Source organism: Curtobacterium flaccumfaciens pv. betae (genome assembly GCF_026241855.1).
In the GTDB taxonomy this organism is placed as follows: Bacteria; Actinomycetota; Actinomycetes; order Actinomycetales; family Microbacteriaceae; genus Curtobacterium; species Curtobacterium flaccumfaciens.
The window spans coordinates 1,294,980-1,318,196 of record NZ_JAPJDC010000001.1; the positions used below are offsets into that span (position 1 = coordinate 1,294,980).

At 72.8% G+C, this 23,217-nt stretch carries 23 protein-coding genes; 14 read left to right on the forward strand and 9 right to left on the reverse strand.

Annotation, left to right across the window (positions count from 1 at the left end; genetic code table 11):
• Nucleotides 1–162 precede the first annotated feature (162 nt).
• Nucleotides 163–1,575 (forward strand): protein kinase domain-containing protein, encoded by a 1,413-nt coding sequence (locus ORG17_RS06130; RefSeq protein WP_081827251.1) that lies wholly within the window; start codon nucleotides 163–165, stop codon nucleotides 1,573–1,575.
• A 549-nt stretch (nucleotides 1,576–2,124) separates the two neighbouring features.
• Here ORG17_RS06130 and ORG17_RS06135 read toward each other — a convergent pair.
• Nucleotides 2,125–2,922, reverse strand: coding sequence for an SDR family NAD(P)-dependent oxidoreductase (locus tag ORG17_RS06135; RefSeq protein WP_214526427.1), 798 nt, complete (start codon nucleotides 2,920–2,922; stop codon nucleotides 2,125–2,127).
• Nucleotides 2,923–3,032: 110 nt separating this feature from the next.
• Between ORG17_RS06135 and ORG17_RS06140 the strand changes: the two genes are divergently transcribed.
• Nucleotides 3,033–3,938, forward strand: coding sequence for an AraC family transcriptional regulator (locus ORG17_RS06140; protein WP_214526426.1), 906 nt, complete (start codon nucleotides 3,033–3,035; stop codon nucleotides 3,936–3,938).
• A 6-nt stretch (nucleotides 3,939–3,944) separates the two neighbouring features.
• On the opposite strand, the gene ORG17_RS06145 is transcribed toward ORG17_RS06140, so the two are convergent.
• The 4 genes from ORG17_RS06145 to ORG17_RS06160 all read right to left on the reverse strand — a co-directional run bounded on the left by ORG17_RS06145 (nucleotide 3,945) and on the right by ORG17_RS06160 (nucleotide 6,868).
• A complete protein-coding gene (locus tag ORG17_RS06145) occupies nucleotides 3,945–4,430 on the reverse strand; it encodes a tetratricopeptide repeat protein (protein ID WP_214526425.1) in 486 nt (161 codons plus the stop codon).
• Nucleotides 4,427–5,236, reverse strand: coding sequence for a DUF6807 domain-containing protein (locus tag ORG17_RS06150; RefSeq protein WP_214526424.1), 810 nt, complete (start codon nucleotides 5,234–5,236; stop codon nucleotides 4,427–4,429). Before ORG17_RS06150 ends, ORG17_RS06145 begins: the two co-directional genes overlap by 4 nt.
• Before the next feature lie 10 nt (nucleotides 5,237–5,246).
• The gene (locus ORG17_RS06155) at nucleotides 5,247–5,936 is read right to left on the reverse strand and encodes a class I SAM-dependent methyltransferase (protein WP_214526423.1); all 690 of its coding nucleotides are present in this window, start codon (nucleotides 5,934–5,936) and stop codon (nucleotides 5,247–5,249) included.
• 182 nt (nucleotides 5,937–6,118) lie between these two features.
• Nucleotides 6,119–6,868 (reverse strand): FadR/GntR family transcriptional regulator, encoded by a 750-nt coding sequence (locus tag ORG17_RS06160; RefSeq protein ID WP_027465119.1) that lies wholly within the window; start codon nucleotides 6,866–6,868, stop codon nucleotides 6,119–6,121.
• A gap of 240 nt (nucleotides 6,869–7,108) precedes the next feature.
• Here ORG17_RS06160 and ORG17_RS06165 point away from each other — a divergent pair, with 240 nt between their 5' ends.
• Genes ORG17_RS06165 through ORG17_RS06190 form a run of 6 tightly spaced genes read left to right on the forward strand, consistent with a single transcriptional unit; the run spans nucleotide 7,109 to nucleotide 13,378 of the window.
• Nucleotides 7,109–8,527, forward strand: coding sequence for an MFS transporter (locus ORG17_RS06165; RefSeq protein WP_027465118.1), 1,419 nt, complete (start codon nucleotides 7,109–7,111; stop codon nucleotides 8,525–8,527).
• Nucleotides 8,524–10,290: a dihydroxyacetone kinase family protein gene (locus ORG17_RS06170; RefSeq protein WP_214526422.1), complete on the forward strand. Its 1,767-nt coding sequence runs from the start codon at nucleotides 8,524–8,526 to the stop codon at nucleotides 10,288–10,290. Before ORG17_RS06165 ends, ORG17_RS06170 begins: the two co-directional genes overlap by 4 nt.
• Nucleotides 10,291–10,315: 25 nt before the next feature.
• Nucleotides 10,316–10,801: a ribose-5-phosphate isomerase gene (locus ORG17_RS06175; RefSeq protein WP_214526421.1), complete on the forward strand. Its 486-nt coding sequence runs from the start codon at nucleotides 10,316–10,318 to the stop codon at nucleotides 10,799–10,801.
• Nucleotides 10,801–11,622, forward strand: a complete 822-nt coding sequence (locus ORG17_RS06180; RefSeq protein ID WP_214526420.1) for a triose-phosphate isomerase family protein — start codon at nucleotides 10,801–10,803, stop codon at nucleotides 11,620–11,622. Before ORG17_RS06175 ends, ORG17_RS06180 begins: the two co-directional genes overlap by 1 nt.
• Nucleotides 11,619–12,464, forward strand: coding sequence for a sugar phosphate isomerase/epimerase family protein (locus ORG17_RS06185; RefSeq protein ID WP_214526419.1), 846 nt, complete (start codon nucleotides 11,619–11,621; stop codon nucleotides 12,462–12,464). Before ORG17_RS06180 ends, ORG17_RS06185 begins: the two co-directional genes overlap by 4 nt.
• On the forward strand, nucleotides 12,461–13,378 hold the full coding sequence (locus ORG17_RS06190; protein ID WP_051596643.1) for a phosphogluconate dehydrogenase C-terminal domain-containing protein: 918 nt from the start codon (nucleotides 12,461–12,463) through the stop codon (nucleotides 13,376–13,378). Before ORG17_RS06185 ends, ORG17_RS06190 begins: the two co-directional genes overlap by 4 nt.
• A gap of 32 nt (nucleotides 13,379–13,410) precedes the next feature.
• Here ORG17_RS06190 and ORG17_RS06195 read toward each other — a convergent pair whose 3' ends face one another.
• A complete protein-coding gene (locus ORG17_RS06195) occupies nucleotides 13,411–15,006 on the reverse strand; it encodes a hypothetical protein (protein ID WP_214526418.1) in 1,596 nt (531 codons plus the stop codon).
• A gap of 80 nt (nucleotides 15,007–15,086) precedes the next feature.
• Here ORG17_RS06195 and ORG17_RS06200 point away from each other — a divergent pair, with 80 nt between their 5' ends.
• Entirely contained in the window at nucleotides 15,087–15,848 is a 762-nt protein-coding gene (locus tag ORG17_RS06200; RefSeq protein WP_214526417.1) for an SDR family NAD(P)-dependent oxidoreductase, read from the forward strand.
• 59 nt (nucleotides 15,849–15,907) lie between these two features.
• Here ORG17_RS06200 and ORG17_RS06205 read toward each other — a convergent pair whose 3' ends face one another.
• Nucleotides 15,908–16,864, reverse strand: coding sequence for a DUF1648 domain-containing protein (locus ORG17_RS06205; RefSeq protein WP_250892186.1), 957 nt, complete (start codon nucleotides 16,862–16,864; stop codon nucleotides 15,908–15,910).
• On the reverse strand, nucleotides 16,861–17,211 hold the full coding sequence (locus tag ORG17_RS06210) for a GntR family transcriptional regulator (RefSeq protein WP_214526416.1): 351 nt from the start codon (nucleotides 17,209–17,211) through the stop codon (nucleotides 16,861–16,863). Before ORG17_RS06210 ends, ORG17_RS06205 begins: the two co-directional genes overlap by 4 nt.
• 122 nt (nucleotides 17,212–17,333) lie before the next feature.
• On the opposite strand from ORG17_RS06210, the gene ORG17_RS06215 reads away from it, so the two are divergent.
• Nucleotides 17,334–17,528, forward strand: coding sequence for a hypothetical protein (locus tag ORG17_RS06215; protein ID WP_071246336.1), 195 nt, complete (start codon nucleotides 17,334–17,336; stop codon nucleotides 17,526–17,528).
• Nucleotides 17,529–17,613: 85 nt separating this feature from the next.
• On the forward strand, nucleotides 17,614–18,135 hold the full coding sequence (locus ORG17_RS06220; RefSeq protein WP_214526415.1) for a hypothetical protein: 522 nt from the start codon (nucleotides 17,614–17,616) through the stop codon (nucleotides 18,133–18,135).
• Nucleotides 18,136–18,144: 9 nt separating this feature from the next.
• On the opposite strand, the gene pdxR is transcribed toward ORG17_RS06220, so the two are convergent.
• Entirely contained in the window at nucleotides 18,145–19,602 is a 1,458-nt protein-coding gene (gene pdxR / locus ORG17_RS06225) for a MocR-like pyridoxine biosynthesis transcription factor PdxR (protein ID WP_214526414.1), read from the reverse strand.
• A 21-nt stretch (nucleotides 19,603–19,623) separates the two neighbouring features.
• On the opposite strand from pdxR, the gene ORG17_RS06230 reads away from it, so the two are divergent.
• From ORG17_RS06230 to rlmN, 3 genes are all read left to right on the forward strand, one after another.
• Nucleotides 19,624–20,373, forward strand: a complete 750-nt coding sequence (locus ORG17_RS06230; RefSeq protein WP_214526413.1) for a pyridoxamine 5'-phosphate oxidase family protein — start codon at nucleotides 19,624–19,626, stop codon at nucleotides 20,371–20,373.
• 182 nt (nucleotides 20,374–20,555) lie between these two features.
• Nucleotides 20,556–21,509, forward strand: a complete 954-nt coding sequence (locus ORG17_RS06235) for a C40 family peptidase (RefSeq protein WP_214526412.1) — start codon at nucleotides 20,556–20,558, stop codon at nucleotides 21,507–21,509.
• Between the two features lie 93 nt (nucleotides 21,510–21,602).
• Nucleotides 21,603–22,835, forward strand: a complete 1,233-nt coding sequence (gene rlmN, locus ORG17_RS06240; RefSeq protein WP_214526411.1) for a dual-specificity RNA methyltransferase RlmN — start codon at nucleotides 21,603–21,605, stop codon at nucleotides 22,833–22,835.
• Nucleotides 22,836–23,217: the final 382 nt, after the last annotated feature.

Sequence of the window (23,217 nt, forward strand, 5' to 3'; positions counted from 1 at the left end):
TTCGACCCGCGAACACCGGTGTCTTGCAAGCCGCACGGCCGCGCCGCCGCACGGCCGCGCCGCCGCACGGCCCCGTTCAGCCGCGAAACGTCGCCCGTCAACGAGATACCCGTCGGGATGCGAAGATGCATCGTTGGTGCCGGAGCCGAGAACGAGGGTTGGATGATCCCGACGGAAGAACACGACGCGAGCGCGCCGCTGCTCGACGGTCGGTACCGCGTGGAGCAAGCGATCGGCCAGGGCGGCATGTCCGTCGTCTACCGGGGTGTGGACGAGAGCCTGCACCGCCCGGTCGCGATCAAGCTTTTCCACGCGGGCATCGTCGACATCGCTCGGCAAGAGGCCGAACTCGGCGTGCTGGCGTCGCTCGAGCACCACAACCTCGTCAGCCTGCTCGACGCCGGTGTCGTCACCGGGCAGGACGGCACGCAGCAGCGCTACATCGTGATGTCGCTCGTCGTCGGGCAGGACCTCGAGGAGCGCCTGGCCGTCGGCCCGCTCGCCTCGCGGCACATCGCCGAGATCGGCTACGACATGGCCGAGGCCCTCGACTACATCCACGCCCACGGCGTCGTGCACCGCGACATCAAGCCGTCGAACATCCTGCTCGTCGACTACGGCAACGGCTCCGACCGGGCCCGCGCGCGCCTGACCGACTTCGGCATCGCGCTCGCCGCCGGCGTCGAACGCCTGACCGCCGACGGCGTGACCACCGGCACCGCCGCGTACCTCAGCCCCGAGCAGGCGCGCGGCGGCGAGGTCGGCCCGCCGAGCGACGTCTACTCGCTCGGCCTCGTGCTGCTGCAGTGCTTCACCCGCCGTCGCGAGTTCCCGGGCTCCCTCGTCGAGTCAGCCGTCGCCCGGCTGTCCCGCGACCCCGTGGTCCCCGAGCCCCTGCCCGAGCACTGGAAGCACCTGCTCCGTGCCATGACCGCGCAGGACCCCGCGGCCCGCCCGCTCGGCGCCGAGCTGGTCACGATGCTCCGCGACGTCGTGATCGCGGAGACCGCCACGAGCGATCACGTGGTCGAGCCGACCGACGAGACGGCTCCGGTACCGATGCGCCCCGAGACGGACCGCCCGGCGACCCTCGACACCCTGCCCGACGAGTCGCTGCAGCGCACCACGGCGATGGCGGCCCGGCTCTTCGACGCTCCGATCGCCCTGGTCGAGGTCCTCGACGAGGACCGCGAGTGGTCCCAGTCGTACATCGCCGAGGGCGTCGACGAGGCGGCCCGCAGCATCAGCTTCCGCAACGGCTTCGCCCCGGTCCCCGTCCCCGTCGTGATCCCGGACGGCTCCGCGCACCCCGAGATGCGGAACAGCCCCCTGGTCACCGGCCCGCTCGGCATCCGCTTCTACGTCAGCGTCCCGCTCGTCAAGCACGACGGCGCACCGATCGGGACCCTCGCCGTGCTCGACACCCGCCCGCGGCAGGCCACCGAGGACGACCTCGCGAACCTCCGCGACCTGGCGGCGCTCGCCGTCTCGCAGCTCGAGATCCGCCAGGAGTCCCTGCGCACGACCAGCGACTCGCTGCCGGTCCCACGGGTGGTCGGCGACCACACCGCCTGACGGGAGGCCCGGTGCCAGCCCGCACCGCGCCTCCCGACCGCGTGGTGGTCGCGCCCACCGCCGCGCCCACGCCGTCCGCCGAGCGGTCACGATCCGTCGCCTGGCGCGCTCCCGCGCGACGGTCCGTGACCGCTCGACCACCTGCCAGCGGTGCGTCGTGACCACTCGCGGATCCGATGCCCGGCTGACCGACTCCCGCCGAGCGGGCGAAATGCCCGGGTGCGTCCGTGTGCCGACCCGGGTGTTCCGCCCGTTCGTGGTGGTGGGGGTTCGCGCGTCGGTTGGTGCTGCCGAGCGGGCGGAATGCCGGGGTGCCTCCGTGTGCCGACCCGGGTGTTCCGCCCGTTCGTGGTGGTGGGGGTTCGTGCGCGTCGATTGGCACTGCCGAGCGGGCGGAATGCCGGGATGCGTCCGTGTGTCGACCCGGGCGTTCCGCCCGTTCGTGGTGGTGGGGGTTCGTGCGCGTCGGTTGGTGCTGCCGAGCGGGCGAAATGCCGGGGCGCGTCCGTGTGCCGACCCGGGTGTTCCGCCCGTTCGTGCGGCGCGCGCTCAGCCGAGGCGGGTCGCGGCCAGGCCGCCGTCCACGTCGATCGTGGCGCCGTGCACGAAGGTCGCCTCGTCGGAGGCCACCCAGCGCACGGCGAAGGCGACGTCGACGGGGCGGACGGGTGCTCCGGCGGGGGTGCCCGCCGTCATCTGCGCGAGGACGTCGTGCGAGTCCGCGTTGCCCGGTGTCACGGTGGCCCCGGGCGACACGGTCGACACCCGGACGCCGTGCGGTCCGAACTCGGCTGCCCAGGCGCGGGTCAGCTGCTCGACCGCGGCCTTCGTCGCCGGGTAGAGCGCCGTGAACGGGACACCGACGCGGGACATCCACGAGCCGACGTTCACGACGACGCCCGAGCCGCGTTCGACCATCGCGGGAGCCAGCGCTCCGACCAGCACGTGCGGCGCGCGGACGTTCGTGGCCCAGAGGGCTTCGGCGTCCTCGTCGGCGAGCAGCGCGGTGGGGCCGACCGGGTAGACGCCGGCGTTGTTGACGAGCACGTCGACCCGGCCGCCGAGGGCCTCGGTTGCGCGGGCGGCGAGGTCACGGACCGCGTCGGGGTGGGTGTTCAGGTCGCCGATCACGGCCACGGCGGTGCCTCCGGACGCGGTGATGGTGTCCACCACGGCCTGCGTGCGCTCCGCGTCGCGGCCGGCGACCGCGACGGTGGCGCCGGATGCGGCGAGGACACGGGCGACGGCTTCACCGATGCCGCTCGAGGCGCCGGTCACCAGCGCGGTGCGGCCGACCAGTCGGTCGTCGGTGGTCAGGGAGTCGAGGAGTGCTTCGTTGGTCTGCATGCTCCGATGCTCGGTCCGACGGACCCGGCGGTGATTGCCCAGGACTCCGGAGTGCTTGCCGGATCCCGCACGGGCACCACTCGCGTCGGATGCCTCGACAGAATGGGCACATGGACGACGTCACCTCGGACCGGCTGGACCGTGCGCTGCAGAGCGTCCTCGCCCACCTCGACGACACGGAACGCGCCGGACGGCTCGGCCTCCGCCTGGCCCGGGTCGACCGTCCGACCGACCTCGGGTACCAGCGCTACACGCCGTCGGTGTCGGTGGTGCTCGCCGGACGGAAGCGCTCGATAGTGGGGGATGACGACCAGCTCTGGGGTCGGGAACGCTTCATCATCACGCCCGTCGACCTGCCCGTGATCGCCGGGGTGGTCGAGGTCGAACCACCCGCGGGGTTCGTCGCGGTCGTCTGGCAGCTCGACCCCGCGGTGGTGGCCGAGGTCGCGACGGCGATGTCCCGCCCGCACCAGGACGAGGCGCCGCCGGCACGACTCGGCAGCTGGACCCCGGCCCTGGCGGACGCGTTCGCCCGACTCGTCGGACTGCTCGATGCTCCGGAGGACATGGCCGTCCTCGCCCCGCTCGTCACCCGCGAGGTGGTGCTCCGCCTGCTGCAGACGGACCAGGCACCGCGCATCCTGGCCGCGATCGGCAACCGGGACGGCGACGTCGTCGCCGCGGCAACCGCCCTGCTCACAGAACGGCTGGCGGACCCGTGGTCGGTGGCGGTCCTGGCTGCAGCGGTCCGGACGAGCGAGTCGACGCTGTTCGCGCGCTTCCGGCAGGTCACCGGGATGAGCCCGGTGCAGTACCTGCGGCGGCTGCGGCTCGGGGAGGCACGGCGGCGGATGATCGTGCTCGGTGACACCGCCGCCCAGGCTGCTGTGGCGGTCGGGTACCGGAGCGCCTCGCACTTCTCGCGCGACTACCGCGCGCTGCACGGTCGGCCACCGGCTGCCGACGCCGGTCGGGCCCGTGCACTGCTCGCACGGGGTGTGGTCGCGATCGCCTGAGGCGCGTCAGTCCTCGGTGAGGGCCGCAGCGTAGGCCCGGACGGACCGGTGGTACCGGGGGAGCGTCGGCTCGACGGCTTCGATCGCGACGCGCAGGGCCTCGGCGGAGCGTCCCGCGCTGTGCAGTGCGAGCGCGAGGAACACCCGCGGTGCCGCCCCGGTGGCGGGGTGCTCCGGCGCGTCGCGGAGCATCGCGATGGCCTCGTCGATCCGGCCGAGGTTCCGCAGCGTCGAGGCGTGCTGGACGACCATCCTGGCTGCGCGGTCCGGGTCGACTCTGCCCAGACCGGCTGCGGTCGCGGCGGCGTACTGCACGTCGGCCTCGGCCTCGTGGCCGCCCGAGTCGAAGGCGCCGCCGAGCTCGAACGCGCCGAGCGCTGCGTGCGGAGCGTCGGCGGCGAGGTCGCGCATCCGCTCGATCCGCTGCTGGTCGTCGATCGTCTCGTCGTCCCACAGCGCCGCGACGCGTGACTCCCAGTCCCCGGTGCTCATCCAGCGAGCCTAGCGCCATCGGTGATCGTCGCGCGGAACGAGCGGACCAGCGGTTCGCCGGGCTGCACGACGGCGGGGGTGTCCCACGCCAGGGCCGAGCCGATCGCGGGGTACTCCTCGGCGCGGACGAACCAGGGGTCGTGGTGGTCGACGGCCTCGATCCGGATCGTCGCCGGACCGCCGTCGAACACCGCCGACCAGGTGATCCAGGGTGTGACCGAGCCGTGCACGGCGGTCTCGCCCTCGGCGTCGGCGGTCCGGACGGCGACCCCCGTGCACTCGGGGAACCGCCAGAAGAAGCCGCCGTAGCCGGCTCCGGTCCGGCCGTTGCTGCCCGGGCCCCCGAGGTGCACCGGGGTGTCACCCGGGGTGCGGAACGTCGACGACCAGGACAGCTCCCACCCGCTGGTGACCGCGCGCCAGCCGAGGGTGCGGTCCTCGCGCAGGACCACCGCGCGGTCCGGGGCCCGCCAGACGAGTGCCTCGGCGGACATCGTGTCGTGCTGCTCCGCGTGCACCAGCTCGACCGAACCGTGGTCGTCACGCCACACGTAGCCGAGCCCCGCGACGTAGGTTCGGCCACCCCAGCAGTTCACGCCGTCGACGTCCGGGATCGCGACGCCGACGCCACAGTGCCAGTCGTGGTCGCCGGGGTGGTGCGCGCTGACCACGGTGCCGCCGAGGGTCCGGACCGGGTGCAGGTACGGCCGAGGGGACGACGTGGCGATCGTGCCGGCGCCGCTGCGTTCGACGGCGACCTCGACGCCGTCCACGACGAGTGCGCGGATGCCGTCGTCGGTGCTCACGCCACCGACGCTACCCGCGCGTCAGCCGGGCGAGCACGACGCTGTCGAGCACCTCGTGCGGATCACCCTCCGGTGTCGTCGCGGTGCGCGGCCGGACCTCGGCGACCAGGACGTCCCACCGGTCGTCGAGCTGCAGGGCGGCGAGGTCGTCGGCCGGCGCGGGGAACCGGTACTCCCGCAGCTCCGGCGGCAGGTCATCGTGCGGGGGAGCGGCGTGTGCGGTGACGAGCAGGTGCCCACCGACGTCGACGAAGCCGGCGGCCCGACGCAGGATGTCGGCTCGGGGGATCTCCACCGGCCACGACTGCAGGAACGACGCGGTCACCAGGTCGAACCGCGCGGCGGTGTCCCACCGGCCGAGGTCAGCGGCGACGAACGCCGTCCGCTCCTGGACCCCGGCGGCGACGGCAGCCCGCGAACCACGCTGGAGCGCCGTCACGGACAGGTCGATGCCCGTCACGTCCCAGCCCTGCTCGGCGAGCCACACCACGTCGCCGCCCTCGCCGCAGCCGAGGTCGAGCGCCCGCCCCACCGGCAGCCCCCACGTCACCGAGGCGAGCACGGCGTTCACCCGGCCGGACCAGATGCCGTCGCGCTCGGCGTAGCGGCCCTCCCACCACTCCCGGGCGGACGGTGCGGCGGTGACATCGGTGACATCGGTGGCAGATCCGGCGGCGGAGCCGTCGTCATGGGTGTGCATGCACCTACTCCAGCGCACGTGCCGGGCCGGACCCAAGCGGTGTTGCCGACCCGGCAACACCGCACCGTGCGAGGCGGGCGCGACCCGGGCCTCCCGTCCGCCCCGATCGTGAGCAGAAGGTGTCGGGTCGGCTCGACGGACCCGACCATTCCTGCTCACGAAGCGGGCGAAGCGAGCACCCCCTACTCGTCGGCGGGCAGCGGCTCGGCGTGCTCGATGCGTGCGCTCGCCGTGGCCATGTGCGCGTCCATCGCGCGCTGCACGGCGGACACGTCGCGGACGCGCAAGGCCTCGAAGACCGCGCGGTGCTCGTGGAACGCGGCCTCGGTCGCCTGCCGGGTCTGCACGCGCCGCGCGACCCAGACGCTCAGCATCGAGCGCAGGCTCTGCAGCAGGTCGGCGAGCACGTCGTTGCCCGACGCCCGCGCCAGCAGGACGTGGAACCGGACGTCGGCGTCGATGAAGGCCTGCGGGTCGTCGAGCGTCGCCTCCTGCCGGACCAGGTACTCGCCGAGCTCGGTGATCTGCTCATCGGTGGCGCGCTGCGCGGCGAGGATCGCGGCCGTGCGCTCCAGCGAGGACCGGATCTCGAGCAGCTCGCGGGTGCGGTTCGACGCGAGCATGAGGCCCCACGACAGGGTCGTCGGGAGCAGGTCCGAGGTGCCTCCGCGCAGGTAGGTGCCCGAGCCGGGGCGGATCTGCACGATGCCCAGGATCTCGAGGGCGGCGAGGGCCTCACGGACGGCCGAGCGTCCGACGCCGAGCCGCTCGGACAGGATCCGCTCCGAGGGTAGCCGTGAGCCGGGGGCCAGCTCGCCGGCGGTGAGCAGCGAGACGAGCTGTCGGGCGACCACCGAGGCGGGGGACCCGACGGGCACGGACTCGAGTTCGAGTCGGATGTTGAGGGGGTCGTCCGGGCTGAACGCGGGCATGCAGTGAGCGTACCGGTCGGTCAACCGGTTGCGTGCGGAGCGGCGCCGAGGCGACCGACACCGTGCAACAAGCAGCGCGGAGCGCGTGGAATGGTCAACCGGTTGACAAGTCGGCCGACCGCGACGCACACTGGATCAGGCGCACCGATGCGCCCGCTCTCGATCCGCGCAGCAGCACGGAGCGTCCCGGCGCAGCCGCCAGGACGGGAGTCGTACCAACCCCACCGAGCAGGAGTCATCGTGGACATCCCCGCCACGCGAGGCATCCCCACCTCGGTCGTCGAGAAGACGGCCATCCGCAAGATCGCGATCCGCATCGTGCCGTTCGTGGCACTGATGTTCTTCATCAACTTCCTCGACCGCACCGCGATCTCCTTCGCCGCCCCCAACGGCATGGAGGCCGACCTCGGCCTGACCGCCGCCCAGTTCGGCTTCGCGTCCGGTGTGTTCTTCATCGGTTACCTCGTGCTCGAGGTGCCGTCCAACCTGGCGCTGCACAAGTTCGGCGCCCGGATCTGGCTGGCCCGCATCATGATCACGTGGGGCATCGTGTCCCTGCTCTTCACGTGGGTGCAGAACTACCCGCAGCTCGTCGGCCTGCGCTTCCTGCTCGGCATCGCCGAGGCCGGCTTCTTCCCCGGCGCGATCCTGTTCCTGTCGACCTGGGTCCCGGCCCGTCACCGCGGCAAGATGCTCGCGCTGTTCTACCTGGCGCAGCCGCTCACGAGCGTCATCGGTTCCCCGCTCGCCGGCTGGCTGATGACCCACGAGGGGATCCTCGGCGGCCTGGCCGGATGGCGCTTCATGTTCCTCTGCGTCTCGATCCCGGCGATCATCGTCGGCGTCCTGTGCCTCTTCGTCCTCAAGGACAAGCCGTCGCAGGCGAAGTGGCTCGACGAGGACGAGAAGATCTGGCTGGAGACGACGCTCGCCGCCGAGAGTGCCGCGAAGGGCGGCGGAGACGGTCACGGCAAGGGCGGCCTGCGTGCGGCCTTCGGCTCCGGCCGCGTCTGGATGCTCGCCGCGGTGTACTTCGGCTTCATCTACGGCCTCTACGCGCTCAGCTTCTTCCTGCCGACGATCATCGACGGCTTCCAGGAGCAGTTCGGCACCACGTTCGACCTGTTCCAGAAGGGCCTCATCACGGCCATCCCGTACGTGCCCGCCGCGGTGGTCCTGTACTTCTGGTCGCGTGACGCCTTCCGTCGTGGCGTCCGGGTCTGGCACATCGCCGTCCCGGCCCTGGTCGGTGGCCTGAGCATCCCGGTCGCGCTCTACATGAACAGCCCGGCCGCCACCGTCGCGGTCATCGCGATCACCGCGTGTGCGATCTTCGCGGCCCTGCCGAACTTCTGGACGGTCCCGACGCAGTTCCTGACCGGTGCCGCCGCAGCCGCGGGGGTCGCCCTCATCAACACCGTCGGCAACCTCGGTGGGTTCGCCGCCCCGTACATCACGGGTGCGGTCAGCGAGTGGACCGGCGGGTACCAGGTGCCGATGTTCATCGTCGGGTTCTTCATGGTGCTGTCGAGCGTGCTCATGTTCGTGCTCGGCCGGAACACGAAGCGCAACGAAGCGGCCGCCGCGGCGTCCGCAGCCGACACCGCGGTCGCCGCCACGGACGGACCGACCGCCATCGCGAAGGAGGCCGGCGCATGACCCGCCTGTTCAACGACCCGGCGGACTTCGCCGACGAGATGGTGGACGGCTTCGTCGCCGCCAACCGCGCCCGGGTCCGCAGGGTGCACGGCGGCGTCGCCCGCTCCACCACCAGCCCCGAGGGCACCGTCGCGCTGGTCGTCGGCGGTGGCTCCGGCCACTACCCGGCCTTCGGTGGCCTCGTCGGGCACGGCCTGGCGGCCGGTGCCGCGATGGGCAACCTGTTCGCCAGCCCGAGTGCCCAGCAGGTCACCGCGGTCGCGAGGGCGTCCGAGCACGGCGGCGGCGTGCTGCTGAGCTACGGCAACTACGCGGGTGACGTCCTCAACTTCGACGCGGCGGCACGGGCACTCGAGGCACAGGGCATCGACGTCCGCACGGTCCGCGTGACCGACGACGTCGCGTCCGCGCCCGCCGACCAGGCACACAAGCGCCGCGGCATCGCGGGGGACCTCTGCGTGTTCAAGGTGGCCGGCGCGGCCGCTGAGCGCGGCGACGACCTCGACGCGGTCACCGCGATCGCGACCAGGGCCAACGACCGCACCCGCAGCTTCGGGGTCGCGTTCTCGGGGTGCTCCCTGCCCGGCGCCGACGAGCCGCTCTTCACCGTCCCCGAGGGGCGCATGGCCATCGGCATGGGCATCCACGGCGAACGCGGCATCGCCGAGGCCGACGTCCCCACCGCGGACGGCCTGGCCGACCTGCTCGTTGACAAGCTCCTCACCGAGCGACCCGACGACACCGGCACCGGCACCACAACACACGGCACGGCACCAGACACCGCAACAGCACCCGCCGGCCCCCGCGTCGTCCCGATCCTCAACGGCCTCGGCTCGGTGAAGTACGAGGAACTCTTCGTCGTCTTCGGCGCCGTCCAGCGGAAGCTCACCGACGCCGGCATCGTCGTCGTCGAGCCCGAGGTCGGCGAACTCGTCACGAGCTTCGACATGGCGGGCGTCTCGCTCACCCTGTTCTGGCTCGACGACGAACTCGAGCAGCTCTGGGCAGCCCCCGCCGACGCCCCCGCCTACCGCAAGGGCGGCGCCGTCCCGCAGCAGCCCGTGCCGGTCGAGGTGCTCGAAGCCGGCGTGGTCGTGCCCGTGACGCCCGGCACCGAGGAGTCCCAGGCCTCGGCTGCCCGCATCGCGAGCGCGATCACCGCGATCCGCGCCACCATCGACGACCACGCCGACGAGCTCGGCCGCATCGACGCCGTCGCCGGGGACGGCGACCACGGCATCGGCATGCAGCGCGGCTCCACCGCCGCCGACCGTGCGGCACAGGACGCCGCCGCCCGTGGCGCTGGCGCCGGTTCGGTCCTCGCGATCGCCGGCGACGCGTGGTCCGACAAGGCCGGTGGGACGTCCGGTGCGATCTGGGGTGCTGCCCTGGAGGCCCTGGGTCGCGTCCTCGGGGACGAGTCCCGTCCGACACCCGCCACCGTCCAGAGCGCGGTGCACGCCGCCGCCGAAGCCGTCCTGGCCTTCGGAGCCGTCCCCGGCGACAAGACGATGGTCGACGCGCTCGTGCCGTTCGACCAGGTCTTCACCGCCCGGGTCGACGCCGGCGACGAACTCGTCGACGCCTGGTCGGCCGCCTCGGCCGCAGCACAGACCGCGGCGGACGCCACGGCCGACCTGTTGCCCCGGATGGGCCGCGCCCGCACCCACGGCGAGGACGCCGTCGGCACCCCGGACGCCGGCGCGATCTCGTTCGCGCTCATCACCGCCGCTGTCCTGACGACCATCGCCGTCCCCGCCTGACCCCCACCACGAAAGGCACACCCGCATGAGTGAGCAGCAGTTCCGCATCGTCGTCGGTTCGGACGACGCCGGCTTCGACTACAAGGAGGTCATCAAGGCCGACCTGGCGAAGGACCCCCGCGTGGCCTCCGTCGTCGACGTGGGCGTGGACGCCGACGGCCACACCGCCTACCCGCACGTCGCCGTCGACGCCGCCCGTCTGGTGGCGAACGGCGAGGCCGACCGCGCGATCCTGATCTGCGGCACCGGCCTCGGCGTCGCGATCGCGGCGAACAAGGTCTTCGGCATCCGCGCCGTGACCGCGCACGACTCGTTCTCGGTGGAGCGCTCGATCCTGTCGAACGACGCCCAGGTGCTCTGCATGGGCCAGCGCGTCGTCGGGGTCGAGGTCGCGCGCCGGATGGCGAAGGAGTGGCTCGGCTACACCTTCGACCGGACGAGCGCGAGCGCCGAGAAGGTCAACGCGATCTGTGCCTACGACGGCTCCACCCCGGTCGGGACCGACGCCTGATGCCCGCGACCACGGCGGCCGCCCCGGTGACGATCGGGGTGTCGCTCAAGATGTACTTCAGCCATGCCCGGACGCTCGAGTGGGCGGCCGCCGTGGCCGACATCGCCCGGAGCCACCCGGCGGTGCGGTCCGGCGCGGTCGAGCTCTTCGTGGTGCCGACGTTCCCGTCGCTCGTCCCCGTCCGGGCGATCCTGACCGGGTCAGGCGCTCCGGTGCTGCTCGGTGCCCAGGACCTCGCCTGGGCCGACGAGGGTGCCTTCACCGGCGAGGTCTCCGGCGCCGAACTCCGTGAGATCGGGGTCGACCTCGTCGAGATCGCACACGCCGAGCGCCGCTCCCTGTTCCACGAGACGGACGACGAGATCGCCGGCAAGGTGCACGCGGCGTACCGCAACCACCTGCGGCCCCTGGTCTGCATCGGCGAGACCGAGCGCGCTGCCGACGGCGACCCCGCGGCCGCGATCGCCGAGGTCACCGCGCAGCTCGACCGGTTCCTGGCGACCGCGACCGCCGACGGCATCGCCGGACCGCTCATCGCCGCGTACGAGCCGGTGTGGGCGATCGGCGCCCCGCAGCCGGCGCCCGACGAGCACATCGTCGCGGTCCTGGCCGGCATCGAGCAGCACCTGGCGACCCGGCCGGAGCTCGCCGGCTCCGTCGCGATCTACGGCGGCAGTGCCGGTCCGGGCCTGCTGACCCGCGGTGCCGGACGCATCGGCGGCCTGTTCCTCGGCCGCTTCGCCCACGACCCCGAGGCGATCCGCACGATCCTCGACGAAGCCGAGGCGCTGGCCGCGACGCAGGACGGAGCACCGGCATGACCTCCCTGCTCGGCCTCTCCACCTACGCCTACTTCTGGCGCATGTCCGACCGCGTCCCGTCGCCGATGTCCCTCGACGACGCCCTGCGCGACGGCGCGTCACACGACGGCGTCGACCTGTTCCAGATCTGCGACCACCTGCCGCTCGACACCGCGACCGACGAGCGCCTGGCCTCGATCCGGTCCCTGGCCACCGACCTCGGTCTCACGCTCGAGGTCGGTACCCGAGGCACCCGGCCGAAGCACCTCGCCCGGTACCTGCACGTCGCGCAGCAGCTCGGCGCAACGCTCGTGCGGAGCATGTGGACGAGCGGCGACGACCAGCCCGACGCGGCCGAGACCGAACGACGCCTGCGGCAGACGCTCCCCGCCTACGAGCGCGCGGGCGTGACCCTCGCGCTGGAGACCTACGAGGTCGTCGCCACCGCCGACCTCGTCGCGGTCGTCCAGGCGATCGGCTCCGACAACTTCGGCATCTGCCTCGACCCGGCGAACACCGTCGCCCGGCTCGAACACCCGGGGGACGTCGTGGCGATGACCGCCCCGCACGTCGTCAACTGGCACGTCAAGGACTCCGCCTTCACCCGCTCACCGGGCTGGGTCGGTTTCCAGTACACCGGCGTCCCGATCGGCAGCGGGGTCCTCGACCACGACGCCGTCCGCGCCGCGCTCGAGCCCGACACCCGGGGGATCAACCGCGTCATCGAGTTCTGGCTGCCGTGGCAGGACGAGCACGCGGGCGCCGAACCGCTGCCGGGGGAGACCCCCGCACAGACCACCACCCGCATCGAAGCGGCGTGGACCGAACACACCATCGAGTACATCAGGAGCAAGGAATCATGACCGACACCGTCACCACCCCCCACACCGTCGCTGCCGGATCCGGCACGGCCGACGTCACCGTCGCCGTGATCGGTGCCGGCGGCAAGATGGGCACCCGCGTCTCGAACAACTTCGCGAAGAGTGAGTACACCACCCTCTACAGCGAGGCCTCGCCCGCCGGCCAGGAGCGCATCCAGGCCCTCGGCCGCGAGATCACCGACAGCCTCGACGCCGCGAAGGCCGCCGACGTCGTCATCCTCGCCGTCCCGGACGTCCTGCTCGGCACCATCTCCGAGCAGCTCGTCCCCGTCATGAAGTCGGGCGCCAGCATCCTGACGCTCGACCCGGCCGCCGCCTACGCGGGTCTCCTCGCCAAGCGCGAGGACATCCACTACGCCGTGGCGCACCCGTGCCACCCGTCGGTGTTCCTCGAGCGCACCACCAAGGCCGAGTGGGACGACACCTTCGGTGGCATCGCCGCCCCGCAGGAGGTCATCGCGGCCTTCGACGCCTCGGAGTCGCTCGGCGACGAGGGCGACCGTGCCAAGGCCGTCGCCGAGGCCGTCATCACCACGATGTACGCCCCGGTCATCCAGGTGCACTGGGTCACGGTGAAGCAGCTGGCCGTGCTCGAGCCGACCCTGGTCGAGACGATCGCCTGCATGATCGGCGACTTCCTCAACGACGCCCTCGAAGAAACGGTCACCGGTGTCGGCGTGCCCCGTGAGGCCGCCCGCGCCATGCTCTACGGCCACACGTGGATCGCGCTGACCAACGGCCTGCGCGGCTCGAACCCGTTCTCCGACGCCTGCCACATCGCGATGGGCTACGGCCGCGAGAAGCTCATCAAGGAGGACTGGAAGCAGGTCTTCGACGACAGCGAGCTCGACTCGGTCATCGCGAAGATGCTCAAGATCGACGCCGTCCGGCGCTGAGCCGGACCGCCGCCGACCACCGCGCCGACCCGTCAGCGCGCCCGGACCGGAACGCCCCGCCGACCCCCTTCCGGCGGGGCGTTCCCCGTGCCGTCGGCGGCCACGAACCCCCGCGGCCCCCACGCCTCGGCCAGCGTGATCGAGGCCACGCCCGGCACGGTCAGCGCCCGCACCGCGTCGGCGAACCACCGCGCGGCGGCCGACGTGTGCTGCGCCGGGTCCGTCGCGTCCGGAACGGTCTCCGGGCCGTAGCCGTGCTCCACGGTCGCGTCCGCCACGACCCGGGTCGGCGCCGTCGCCACCGCGTTCCACCGTGGCCGCAGCGTCACCGGTCCGACGTGCAGCGCCCTGCCGGCGGCCAGCCTGGAGGCGCTGCTCACCACCCAGCGCTGCATCCGGATCGACTCGGTCACCTGTTCGGGCGACCGGTCGTGCATCTGCGGCGTCACGCTGCAGGTCAGGGGGCCGTCCCAACCCGAGAACACCGCGATCGAGCGGTTCAGCTCGGTGAAGTGGGCCCGGGTACCGGCGACGACCTCCAGCGCGCCGACCGCTGCCACCGCTTCGCGCAGTGCCCGCTGCAGCGCCGGCGTCGTCACGTGCGACACCGGGTCGAACGCCCCGACGCGCGCCACCGGCCCGCCCTCGAGCACCGCGTCGATCGCCGCGCGCAGCAGCACCGGGTCGTCGGTGACGAACCGGACGTCCAGGGGAGCGCCACCCGCGTCCCGGCGGGCCGACGCGAGCACCGCCTCGACGTTCGGGGCGCCGAGGGTCGGCTCGACCAGGATCGGGAACCCGCGGAGCAGGTCGGCGTCGTCCGGGCGCGCAGCGACCGGTGCCGAACCCGCGAGCAGCTGGAGCGTCGGCGGCGGCGTGACCACGGCACCGGGAGCGGGCCCGTCGAGCGCCGCCAGGTCCGGGGCGGGGGAGGCCGTGCCTGGCGACCGGGTGCCCGGACCACCTGCTGGACCGCCCGCCGTCGCACGCAGGGTGAGCCCCTGCCGGACCGTCGTCCCCGGCGTGCTCGCGACCGGGAACGGCTCGGCGAGGGGCGTCGAGTACGTCTTGAACGAGGCGTCGGTCCAGTTCCGCTGGTCCTCGGTCTCGAACACGTCGCCGGTCAGGTCGAGCGACAGCGCGACCGGACCCGCAGCCCAGTCGAGCCCGGCGACGTCGACGGCCGGCTGGTGCGGCGCGATCCAGAACGGGAACGCCGTCGCGGTGACGCCACCGGACGGGTGCCGCACCGTCAGCGGCTGCCCGGCCAGGGTCGGCGGGTGCAGGACGACGAGCCCGATGCGGTTGCGGCGGAAGGCCCGTGTGACCGTCCCGACCGCGGCGACCCGAAGGGTGTCGTCGTCGACCGTGACCTCGAGGACGGTGCGGACGACCTCGACGCCGTCGTACCGTGCGCTGGTCTCGATGCGGATGCGCCCATCCTCACCGTCCGCCGTGCGTGTCAGCACGGTGTCGTCGGCGGTGCGCCAGTCGTGGTCGCGGACGACGAACCGGACGGCGCGCAGGACGAGCGTGCCCCGGAACGTGACGTCGGCGAGTTCGGCTCCGCGCAGGGCCAGACGCCAGGGCCCGACGGACACGATCTCGTCGTTCGACGTCGCAGTCATGGTGCATGCCTAGCACCGGTCAACCGGTTGGGCAATGATGGGTGTGACGGAGCAGCGCTGCTCCGAGGACGGAGTCCCACATGACCGCACGACTCGACGGCCGGACCGCACTCGTCACGGGAGCGGGGTCCGGCATCGGCCGCGCGATCGCCGACCGCTTCGTAGCCGAGGGGGCCACCGTCGTCTACGCCGACCGCGACGCCGATGCGGCCGCCGGTGCCGCCGCCGCAGCCGGCCCGACCGCGACCGGCCTCACGATGGACATCGCCGACGAGACGAGCGTGGCCGCGGGGTTCGCCGGACTGGCCGACCGTGGTGCGAGCCCCGACGTGGTGGTCGCGAACGCCGGTGTGCAGCTGTTCGGTCACGACGCGAAGGTCGCCGACCTGTCGCTGGAGACCTGGGACCGCACGGTCGCGGTCAACCTCACCGGCACGTTCCTGACGATCAAGCACGCCGTCCGGGTGATGCTCGCGAGCGGCACCGGCGGGTCGGTCATCGCCACGGGGTCGCCGACCGGCCTGAACGGCGAGGGCGCCGACTTCGCGGCGTACTCCTCGACCAAGGGCGGCATCCACGCACTCGTCCGGGCGGCCGCGATGGCCTACGCACGGGACGGCATCCGGGTGAACACGGTCGTGCCGGGCTACACCGAGACCGGCCTCGTGTCGGCGATCTCCGGTGACCCCGAGGCCCGAGCCGCGATCGTCGCCCGCACACCCCTCGGCCGCCCCGGCACCCCCGACGACGTCACCGGCATCATGGTCTACCTGGCCAGCGCGGAGTCGTCCTACGCCACCGGCGCGGAGTTCCGCGTCGACGGCGGTATGACGAGCCTCTGACCCGTCTCACGCCCGCCGCCGAACCCGCCGCACCGCCCTGGAGGCCCGGTGCGGCCCCGTCAGGCCGTCTCGCGCCCGGCGAGCAGCGCGCCCAGGGCTGCGGCACCGCCCGCAGCGTCGGGCACGGTCACCATCCGCGCCTGCCCGCCGCGGAGCCGCGCGACCAGCCCCGGCCCGGACCGCACGACGTAGGCGACGCCGCGGCCCGAGATCCGGTAGCCCCAGCCGCCCCACTGGCCCGGGGTCACCTGCTCCCACCCGCACGACTCGATGCGCTCCAGCGGGACGCGCATGAGGGGGATCCTCGTCCATGTGGACGTGAGCCGCATGCCGCGACGGTCGACGGTGAGTTCCACCCGCGCCAGCACCAGCACGGCGATCCCCGCGATCACCATCGCCAGTCCGGAGACGACCGCCGTCGTCACCCCGGCCGATGCCGTCCAGACGGCGGTGCCGACGCCGAGGACCACGACGACCGCCCCGATCACCGCGAACCACCGGCTGCCGACGCGTGCGCGCCAGGCGACGCGGGTGTCGGGCCCGACCGCCAGGGGAGCGACCTCGTGGGCCGGCACGTGTGCAGCGACCCGGAACAGTGCGAGCACGGGGACGGCGGCGACCACCACGGCGACGAGCAGGAACGGGACCGTCCACCAGGGGGACAGGGTGCCGTCGCCGGCCGTGTTCGTCCACGCGAGCACGACCCAGGCCGAGCCGAGGGTCCCGGCCAGCAGGTTCGCGACGAGCAGGACCGTGGCTGCTGTCCGCCTGTCGCGCCAGCGCAGCGCGGAGAACGCGAGGACGACGGCCACCAGTGCCACCGCCAGGGTGACCCAGAAAGCCGTCCACGGTGACCCCCAACCGTCCGCGGTGCCGTCCGTCCGGAAGTGGATCGCGATCCGCGCGGGCATGGTGGACGCCGCGAGGACCGCGGTGAGCACCAGTCCCACCGCGACCAGGAGCCCTGGTGCCGTCACGGCCAGCCGTGTGCCCGTGGTCATCGGTCGAGTCGTCATCGTGCCCCCTTGATCATCGTGAACAGGTCGTCGAGCGAGACACCCAGGGTGTCCGCCTGGTCGCGCAGCTCGTCGACGAGCGTGCGCAACCGGTCGAACGAGGCGTTGCCCGATCGCAGGACCGTCGCGCCGCGGCCGCGCCGCAACTCGATCAGTCCGTCCTCCTGCAGCAGCGCGTAGGCGCGCAGGACGGTGTGCATGTTGACGTCGACCGAGACGGCGAGGTCCCGCGCAGCGGGCAGCCGTTCGCCGTTCCGCAGCTCGCCGCGGGCGATCGCGTGCCGGATCTGGGTGGCGACCTGTTCCGCCAGGGTCGCTCGCGCCCGCGGGTCGAGGGTGATCAACATGTTCGCATTCTATGCGAACAATCCGGCATCGCACCAGGGCTGCTCCACCTGTTCGGACCCTGTTTGGCCGCGGAACGCAGCACGTGGTTCGGCGGCTCCCGGCACGCGTACCGTCCGTCGCGATGACCGAATCACCCACCACCACTGCCCCGTCGAACTACGAGTCCGCCGACGGTGTGGACCCCCTGCACGTCACCACCTACCGACAGGTCCGCAAGGCCGCCCGCCGCGGACACGCACTGCCCGGCGACGCCGGTGAGCCGTCCCTGGCCGACCTGGTGAACGCCCGGAAGAACGGCACCGCCGAGTCCCGCTGACGCAAGCTCACGATCCGGTCTCGACGAGGTCTCGATCGGGACACGACGACGCGAGCAGCACGAGGGTGCTGTCACGATGACGTCCATGGTCTCCTTCCGGTCCGCACTGCCCCTGGTCGTCGTGAGCGCGGTCCTCGTGTCCGGCTCGCTCGCCGGCTGCTCGGCCGACGCCGACGCCGACGCAGCGGCGCGGCCGACGTCGAGCCCGACGCCGACCTCGGAGACCTCGGACGCCCAGCCCGCGGGCGGTGCGACGGACCCGATGGAGGAAGACCGGAGTGCTGCGGCGATCTGCGGCCAGATCACTGCGCTGACGACGATCTCGCTGAACGCGACTGTCGGGCGAAGCCAGGGCGATCTCTCCGAGGCGCAGTACCAGGCACTGATCGCGGCGGAACGCTTCGGCTACGAGCACCTGTCGAGCACCGACGAGGAGCTCGACGACGCGATCGACTACGCGCACGAGTACCTCGACGCGCACCCCGCACCGAAGTCCGGGCCGGCGCTCGAGATGACTCCCGAATGGGAACTCGTCGGGCGGACCCTGATCACCGCGTGCCGGGGTGCCGGGTCGAACGTCGTGGGCACCGCCCAGTACGGCGGCTGACGACCCGGATCAGGGTCCCGTGACCGCGGTCACGAGCGCGTCGAGCGCGCGGTCGAGCTCCGGCATCGTCACGGCGCCGTAGCCGAACACGATGCCCGGCGGCGTGCTGCCCGGCGCGAGCCCGTACTCCTCGAGCGTCGCGACGAGCACCCCGGCGTCCGCCAGCCGACGCGCGATCTGCGCCCCCGTGGTCGGACCCGACCACGTGACCACCGCGTGCAGTCCGCCGTTCAGGGCACGGGCCTCCAGGCCGGCGACGTCGCCGAGCCGAGCCGCGATCCGGGCCCGGCGGTGCGTGTAGTCGCGACGCACCCGACCCAGGTGCCGCCGCAGCGCACCCGTCCGCAGCAGGTGCACGAGCGCGGCCTGCACCGGTTCGGCGACGACCGCACCACGAGCTCGACGGGTGGCGAACACCGCCTCCGTCACCGGGGAACCCGTCGCCGCGACCGTCGGCAGCACGACGTACGCGCAGCGCAGCCGGGGGTCGAGCGTCTTCGAGAAGCCGCCGACGTGCAGCACCACGCCCTCGGCGTCGAGCGCGGCCAGCGCGGGCACGGGAGCGCCACGGTGCCGGAACTCGGAGTCGTAGTCGTCCTCCACCACCACGGTGCCGGTGGTGGCGGCCCAGGTGAGCAGCCGCCGGCGCCGGGCGACGGGCATCACCGACCCGAGCGGGTACTGGTGCGTCGGGCTGACCAGGACGGCGTCGACCGGTCCGGCGGCCTCGAGCGCGTCGAGGTCGAGGCCGTCCTCGCCGACCGGGACGCCCACCAGGGATCCACCAGCGCTCGTGACCGCACGGTGTCCGGTGCGGTAGCCGGGGTCCTCGACGGCGACGACGGGAGCGCGACCCAGCAGCCCCCGAAGCGCCTCGGTGACGAGCGACAGCGCTTCCGAGGTCCCTGCGGTCACGAGCACCCGGTCGACCGTCGCCGTGAACCCGCGGGTCAGGCCGAGCTGGGCGACGACCTGTGCCCGCAGGTCGGGGGAGCCGAGCGGGTCCGCGATCGCGTTCCGGAGCGCGGCCGATGCCGCTGCGCGCCAGGCTGCCCGCCAGTCCCGTTGCGGGATGGCGGTGACGGCGGGAATGCCGGGACGGCAGTCGATGAGCGGAGCGGACGGCGAGGCGGCCGCGACGCCGACCGCGTCGGAGCCGGAACCGGAGGTGTCCGTGCCGACGGCCGACGGCGCACCCGTGGTCCGACCGTGCAGGTCCGCCGCGACCCGCGCGAGGGCACCGTGCCGCGTCCGCAGGTACCCCTCGCCGTCGAGCTGCTCGTACGCCGCGACGACGGTGCCCCGGGCCACCCCGAGCTCCGCCGCCAGCGCCCGCGTCGACGGCAGTGGATCGCCTTCACGCAGGGTGCCGTCGTGCACCATCCCGCGCACCCGTGCCACCACACCGGACACCTTGCTCGACTGGTCCATCGTGATCGCCCCGATCTGGTCCAGACACCGGACCACTGGTGACCCTAGCGTGACGACATGCCCACCTCGAGCCCCGAACCGGAACCGCCCACCGACGGCCCTTCGCTCCGCGTCCGCCGCCTGCGCGACCGCCAGTCCGACGACCCCGCCGTCCTGCACGCGATCCTCGCCGAGGCCCACGTCGCCCACGTCGGCATCGTCCGCGGTGGCCAGCCCGTCGTCCTGCCGTTCCTCTGCGCCGTCGGGGACCTCGGCGACGGCCCCGTCCTGCTGCTGCACGGCTCGACCGGTGGTGGGCTGTTCCTCGACGCCGGGGCCGAGGGCGTCCCGGTCGCCGCCACCATCACCCACCTGGACGGTCTCGTCTTCGCACGCTCCACCAACGACAGCTCGGCGAACTACCGCAGCGCGATGGTCGCCGGCCGCGCCACCGTGGTGCCGACCGACCTGCGCACCGAAGCCCTCTGGCAGGTGGCCGACCACCTCATGCCGGGTCGCCGGGCCGAGGTGCGCGAGATGACCGCGAAGGAGGTCCGCGCCACCCAGGTCCTCCAGCTGCCCCTCGACCGCGCGAGCGTCAAGGTCCGAGCCCACGGTGTCGGCGAGGACCCGGCGGACGGTGAGGACCACACCGTCTGGGCGGGCGTGCTGCCACTCGCGGTCCGCGCCGGGGTCCCGATCCCGGGGGACATCTCGGGGGACAGCCCGGTGGACGCCTCGGTTGTCGCACTGTCGGCTCGCCTCGACCGCCTGGCGGCCGACCGGGAGGCCCGGATCGCCGCAGTCATGCGGGTCACGCCGGTCTGAACCCGGGTCCACCGCCGCGGGCCCGCTCCGGAACGCCCGTGCGCGCCGTCGGAGTGGCCTGCGAGCGGTGCTCGTTCCTGTGACCAGCCGCAGGAACACTCCGGCGCTGCCCAGCCGCGGGCACCGTCGTGACCAATACGTTACTTTCCGGACCGCCGAGTGGTCCCGACCCGGAAGGACCCATGGGACGCCACACCCTGCCTGCAGCAGCCGACGACCGTCAGCCCGCGCGAACGCACACGCACCCCGCGGTCGACCCCGCGCCGCTGACGCCGGACACGCAGCAGTCCCGTCCCCGTGGTCGCCGCTCGGCCCTCGGCCCCGCGGCCGCCCGCTCCACCTTCGTCGAGCACCCGAAGCCGGCCCGGACCGTGCGGATGCAGCCGCGTCCCGCCCCCGTCGCGTCGTCGGCCGGCAGCGCGGTGCTGAGCCGGACCGCCACCCTGCGTGCCGAGCGCGCCGTCGACCCGCGGCACATCCGCCGTTCCGCCAACGCGAAGCGCGCGGCCATCCTGCTCGCCCCCGCGATCGCGGTGACCTCGAGCCTGACGCTCGCCCTGCCCGCGAACGCCGACACCCTGCCCGCGGACACCCGTTCCGGCACGACCACGGCGCAGGACGCCCAGACCTTCACGGTGGCGCACGACGTCCAGGTCCCCGTGGTCTCCACCGACGGCATGACCACCACGACGACGATCGTGTCCTACCCGACGCTCGACCTCCGCTTCGGGGTGACGACCGCGCAGGCACAGTCCGCGTTGTCCGCCGCACTCTCGGCCGGGGGCGACCGGGCCACGATCGTGCAGACCGCCCTGCAGTACATGGGGGACCCGTACGTCGAGGGCGGCGCGAGCCACGAGGGCATCGACTGCTCCGGGCTCACGATGGTCGCCTACCAGGCGGTGGGGATCGAGCTCGTGCACTACGTGCCGACGCAGGACGCCGTCGCCACCACGATCCCCGAGTCCGAGGCACTGCCGGGCGACCTCGTCGTGTACGACGACGAGGACCACGTCGGCCTGTACCTCGGCCAGGGGCTGGTCCTGCAGGCACCGCACCCGGGCGAGGTCGTCGACATCGTCCCGATGTACTCGGCGGCGCACCACTTCGCGCGCGTCCTGCCCGCCGGCAGCTGACCCGACCAGCCGTGGTGCGGCCGTGGTGGTGACCAGCAGGACCACCCGGACGGGGCGTCCCCACCGATCACGGGCCTCCCGTATCCTGGAGTGATGGCTTCCGACACCCGCACCCCGTTCGAACAGCAGCAGTCTGCTCGTCCGCAGGTGCGCCCGCGCACCGAGGGCTGGAAGCAGGCCACCGACACCGACGGTCGCCCGCTGCTGCAGTTCGCGTCCCCGAAGCGTGGCAAGCCGCCCGTGCACCTGGCCGACCTGACGGCCGAGGAACGCGAGGCCCGCGTGAAGGAACTCGGCCTGCCCGGGTTCCGCGCCAAGCAGCTCGCGACCCACTACTTCCAGCACTACACGTCCGACCCGGCCAAGATGACCGACCTGCCCACCGCCCAGCGGGAGCAGCTCGTCGCCGGGATGCTGCCGCCGCTCCTCACCGAGACCCGGCGGCTGGCGACTGACAACGGCGACACGATCAAGTTCCTCTGGAAGCTGCACGACGGCGCCCTGGTCGAGTCGGTCCTCATGCGCTACCCGGGCCGCATCACCCTGTGCGTCTCGTCCCAGGCCGGGTGCGGCATGAACTGCCCGTTCTGCGCCACCGGCCAGGCGGGGCTGACCCGCAACATGTCCACCGCCGAGATCATCGAGCAGATCGTCCGGGCCAACGCCGCGATCGCCGCCGGTGAGCTCGGGGGCGATCCGCGCAAGGGCGGCCACGACCGCGTCGACGCCGAACGCGTGACGAACATCGTGTTCATGGGCATGGGGGAGCCGCTCGCGAACTACAAGCGGGTGATGGACGCCGTGCGGTTGATGGTCGCACCGCAGCCGAACGGTCTCGGCATGAGTGCCCGCGGCATCACGGTGTCGACCGTCGGCCTGGTGCCGGCGATGATCAAGCTCGCGGACGAAGGGATCCCGCTCACCTTCGCGCTGTCCCTGCACGCACCCGACGACGAGCTCCGCGACGAGCTCATCCCGGTGAACTCGCGCTGGAAGGCCGACGAGGCGATCGACGCCGCCCACAACTACTACGTGAAGACGGGCCGTCGTGTCTCGATCGAGTACGCACTCATCAAGGACATGAACGACCACGCCTGGCGAGCCGACCTGCTCGCCGAGAAGCTCAACAAGCGCGGCAAGGGCTGGGTGCACGTCAACCCGATCCCGCTCAACCCGACGCCGGGCTCCGTGTGGACCTCGTCCGAGGTGCACGTGCAGGACGAGTTCGTCCGCCGACTCAACGCCGCCGGCATCCCGACGACCCTGCGCGACACCCGCGGCAAGGAGATCGACGGGGCGTGCGGGCAGTTGGCAGCGGCCGAGTAGGTCGGTCCGGTTCGTTCGGGAGGCACGGTGCGGGTTCGCACCGTGCCTTCCGCCGTTCCCGGGGTCGCGCTCACCCCGTCGATCCCCGGAAACCCGGGGGACACGTGCCGTTCACCCGACTGCGACACGCCCGGGAGGGACGACGGTTGGCAGGGCCCCCGGGGCGTGTGTAAAGTAATCACTCGTTGCCGCTGAGGCGGAGAACGGAACGGCCGAGACGGTCACAGGGTGCAAGCCCTGGATGCGCAGTCCGGACGGGGTCCCGCTCAGGCAACATCCCCCCGAAGAAGTCGAAGTGATTCGACGTGTCTGACGGTGGAACAAGACGAATGCCTCTCTGGCGGAACCTGTGATGGGTCGAGCGGGGAGTGCGTCTGGTCCT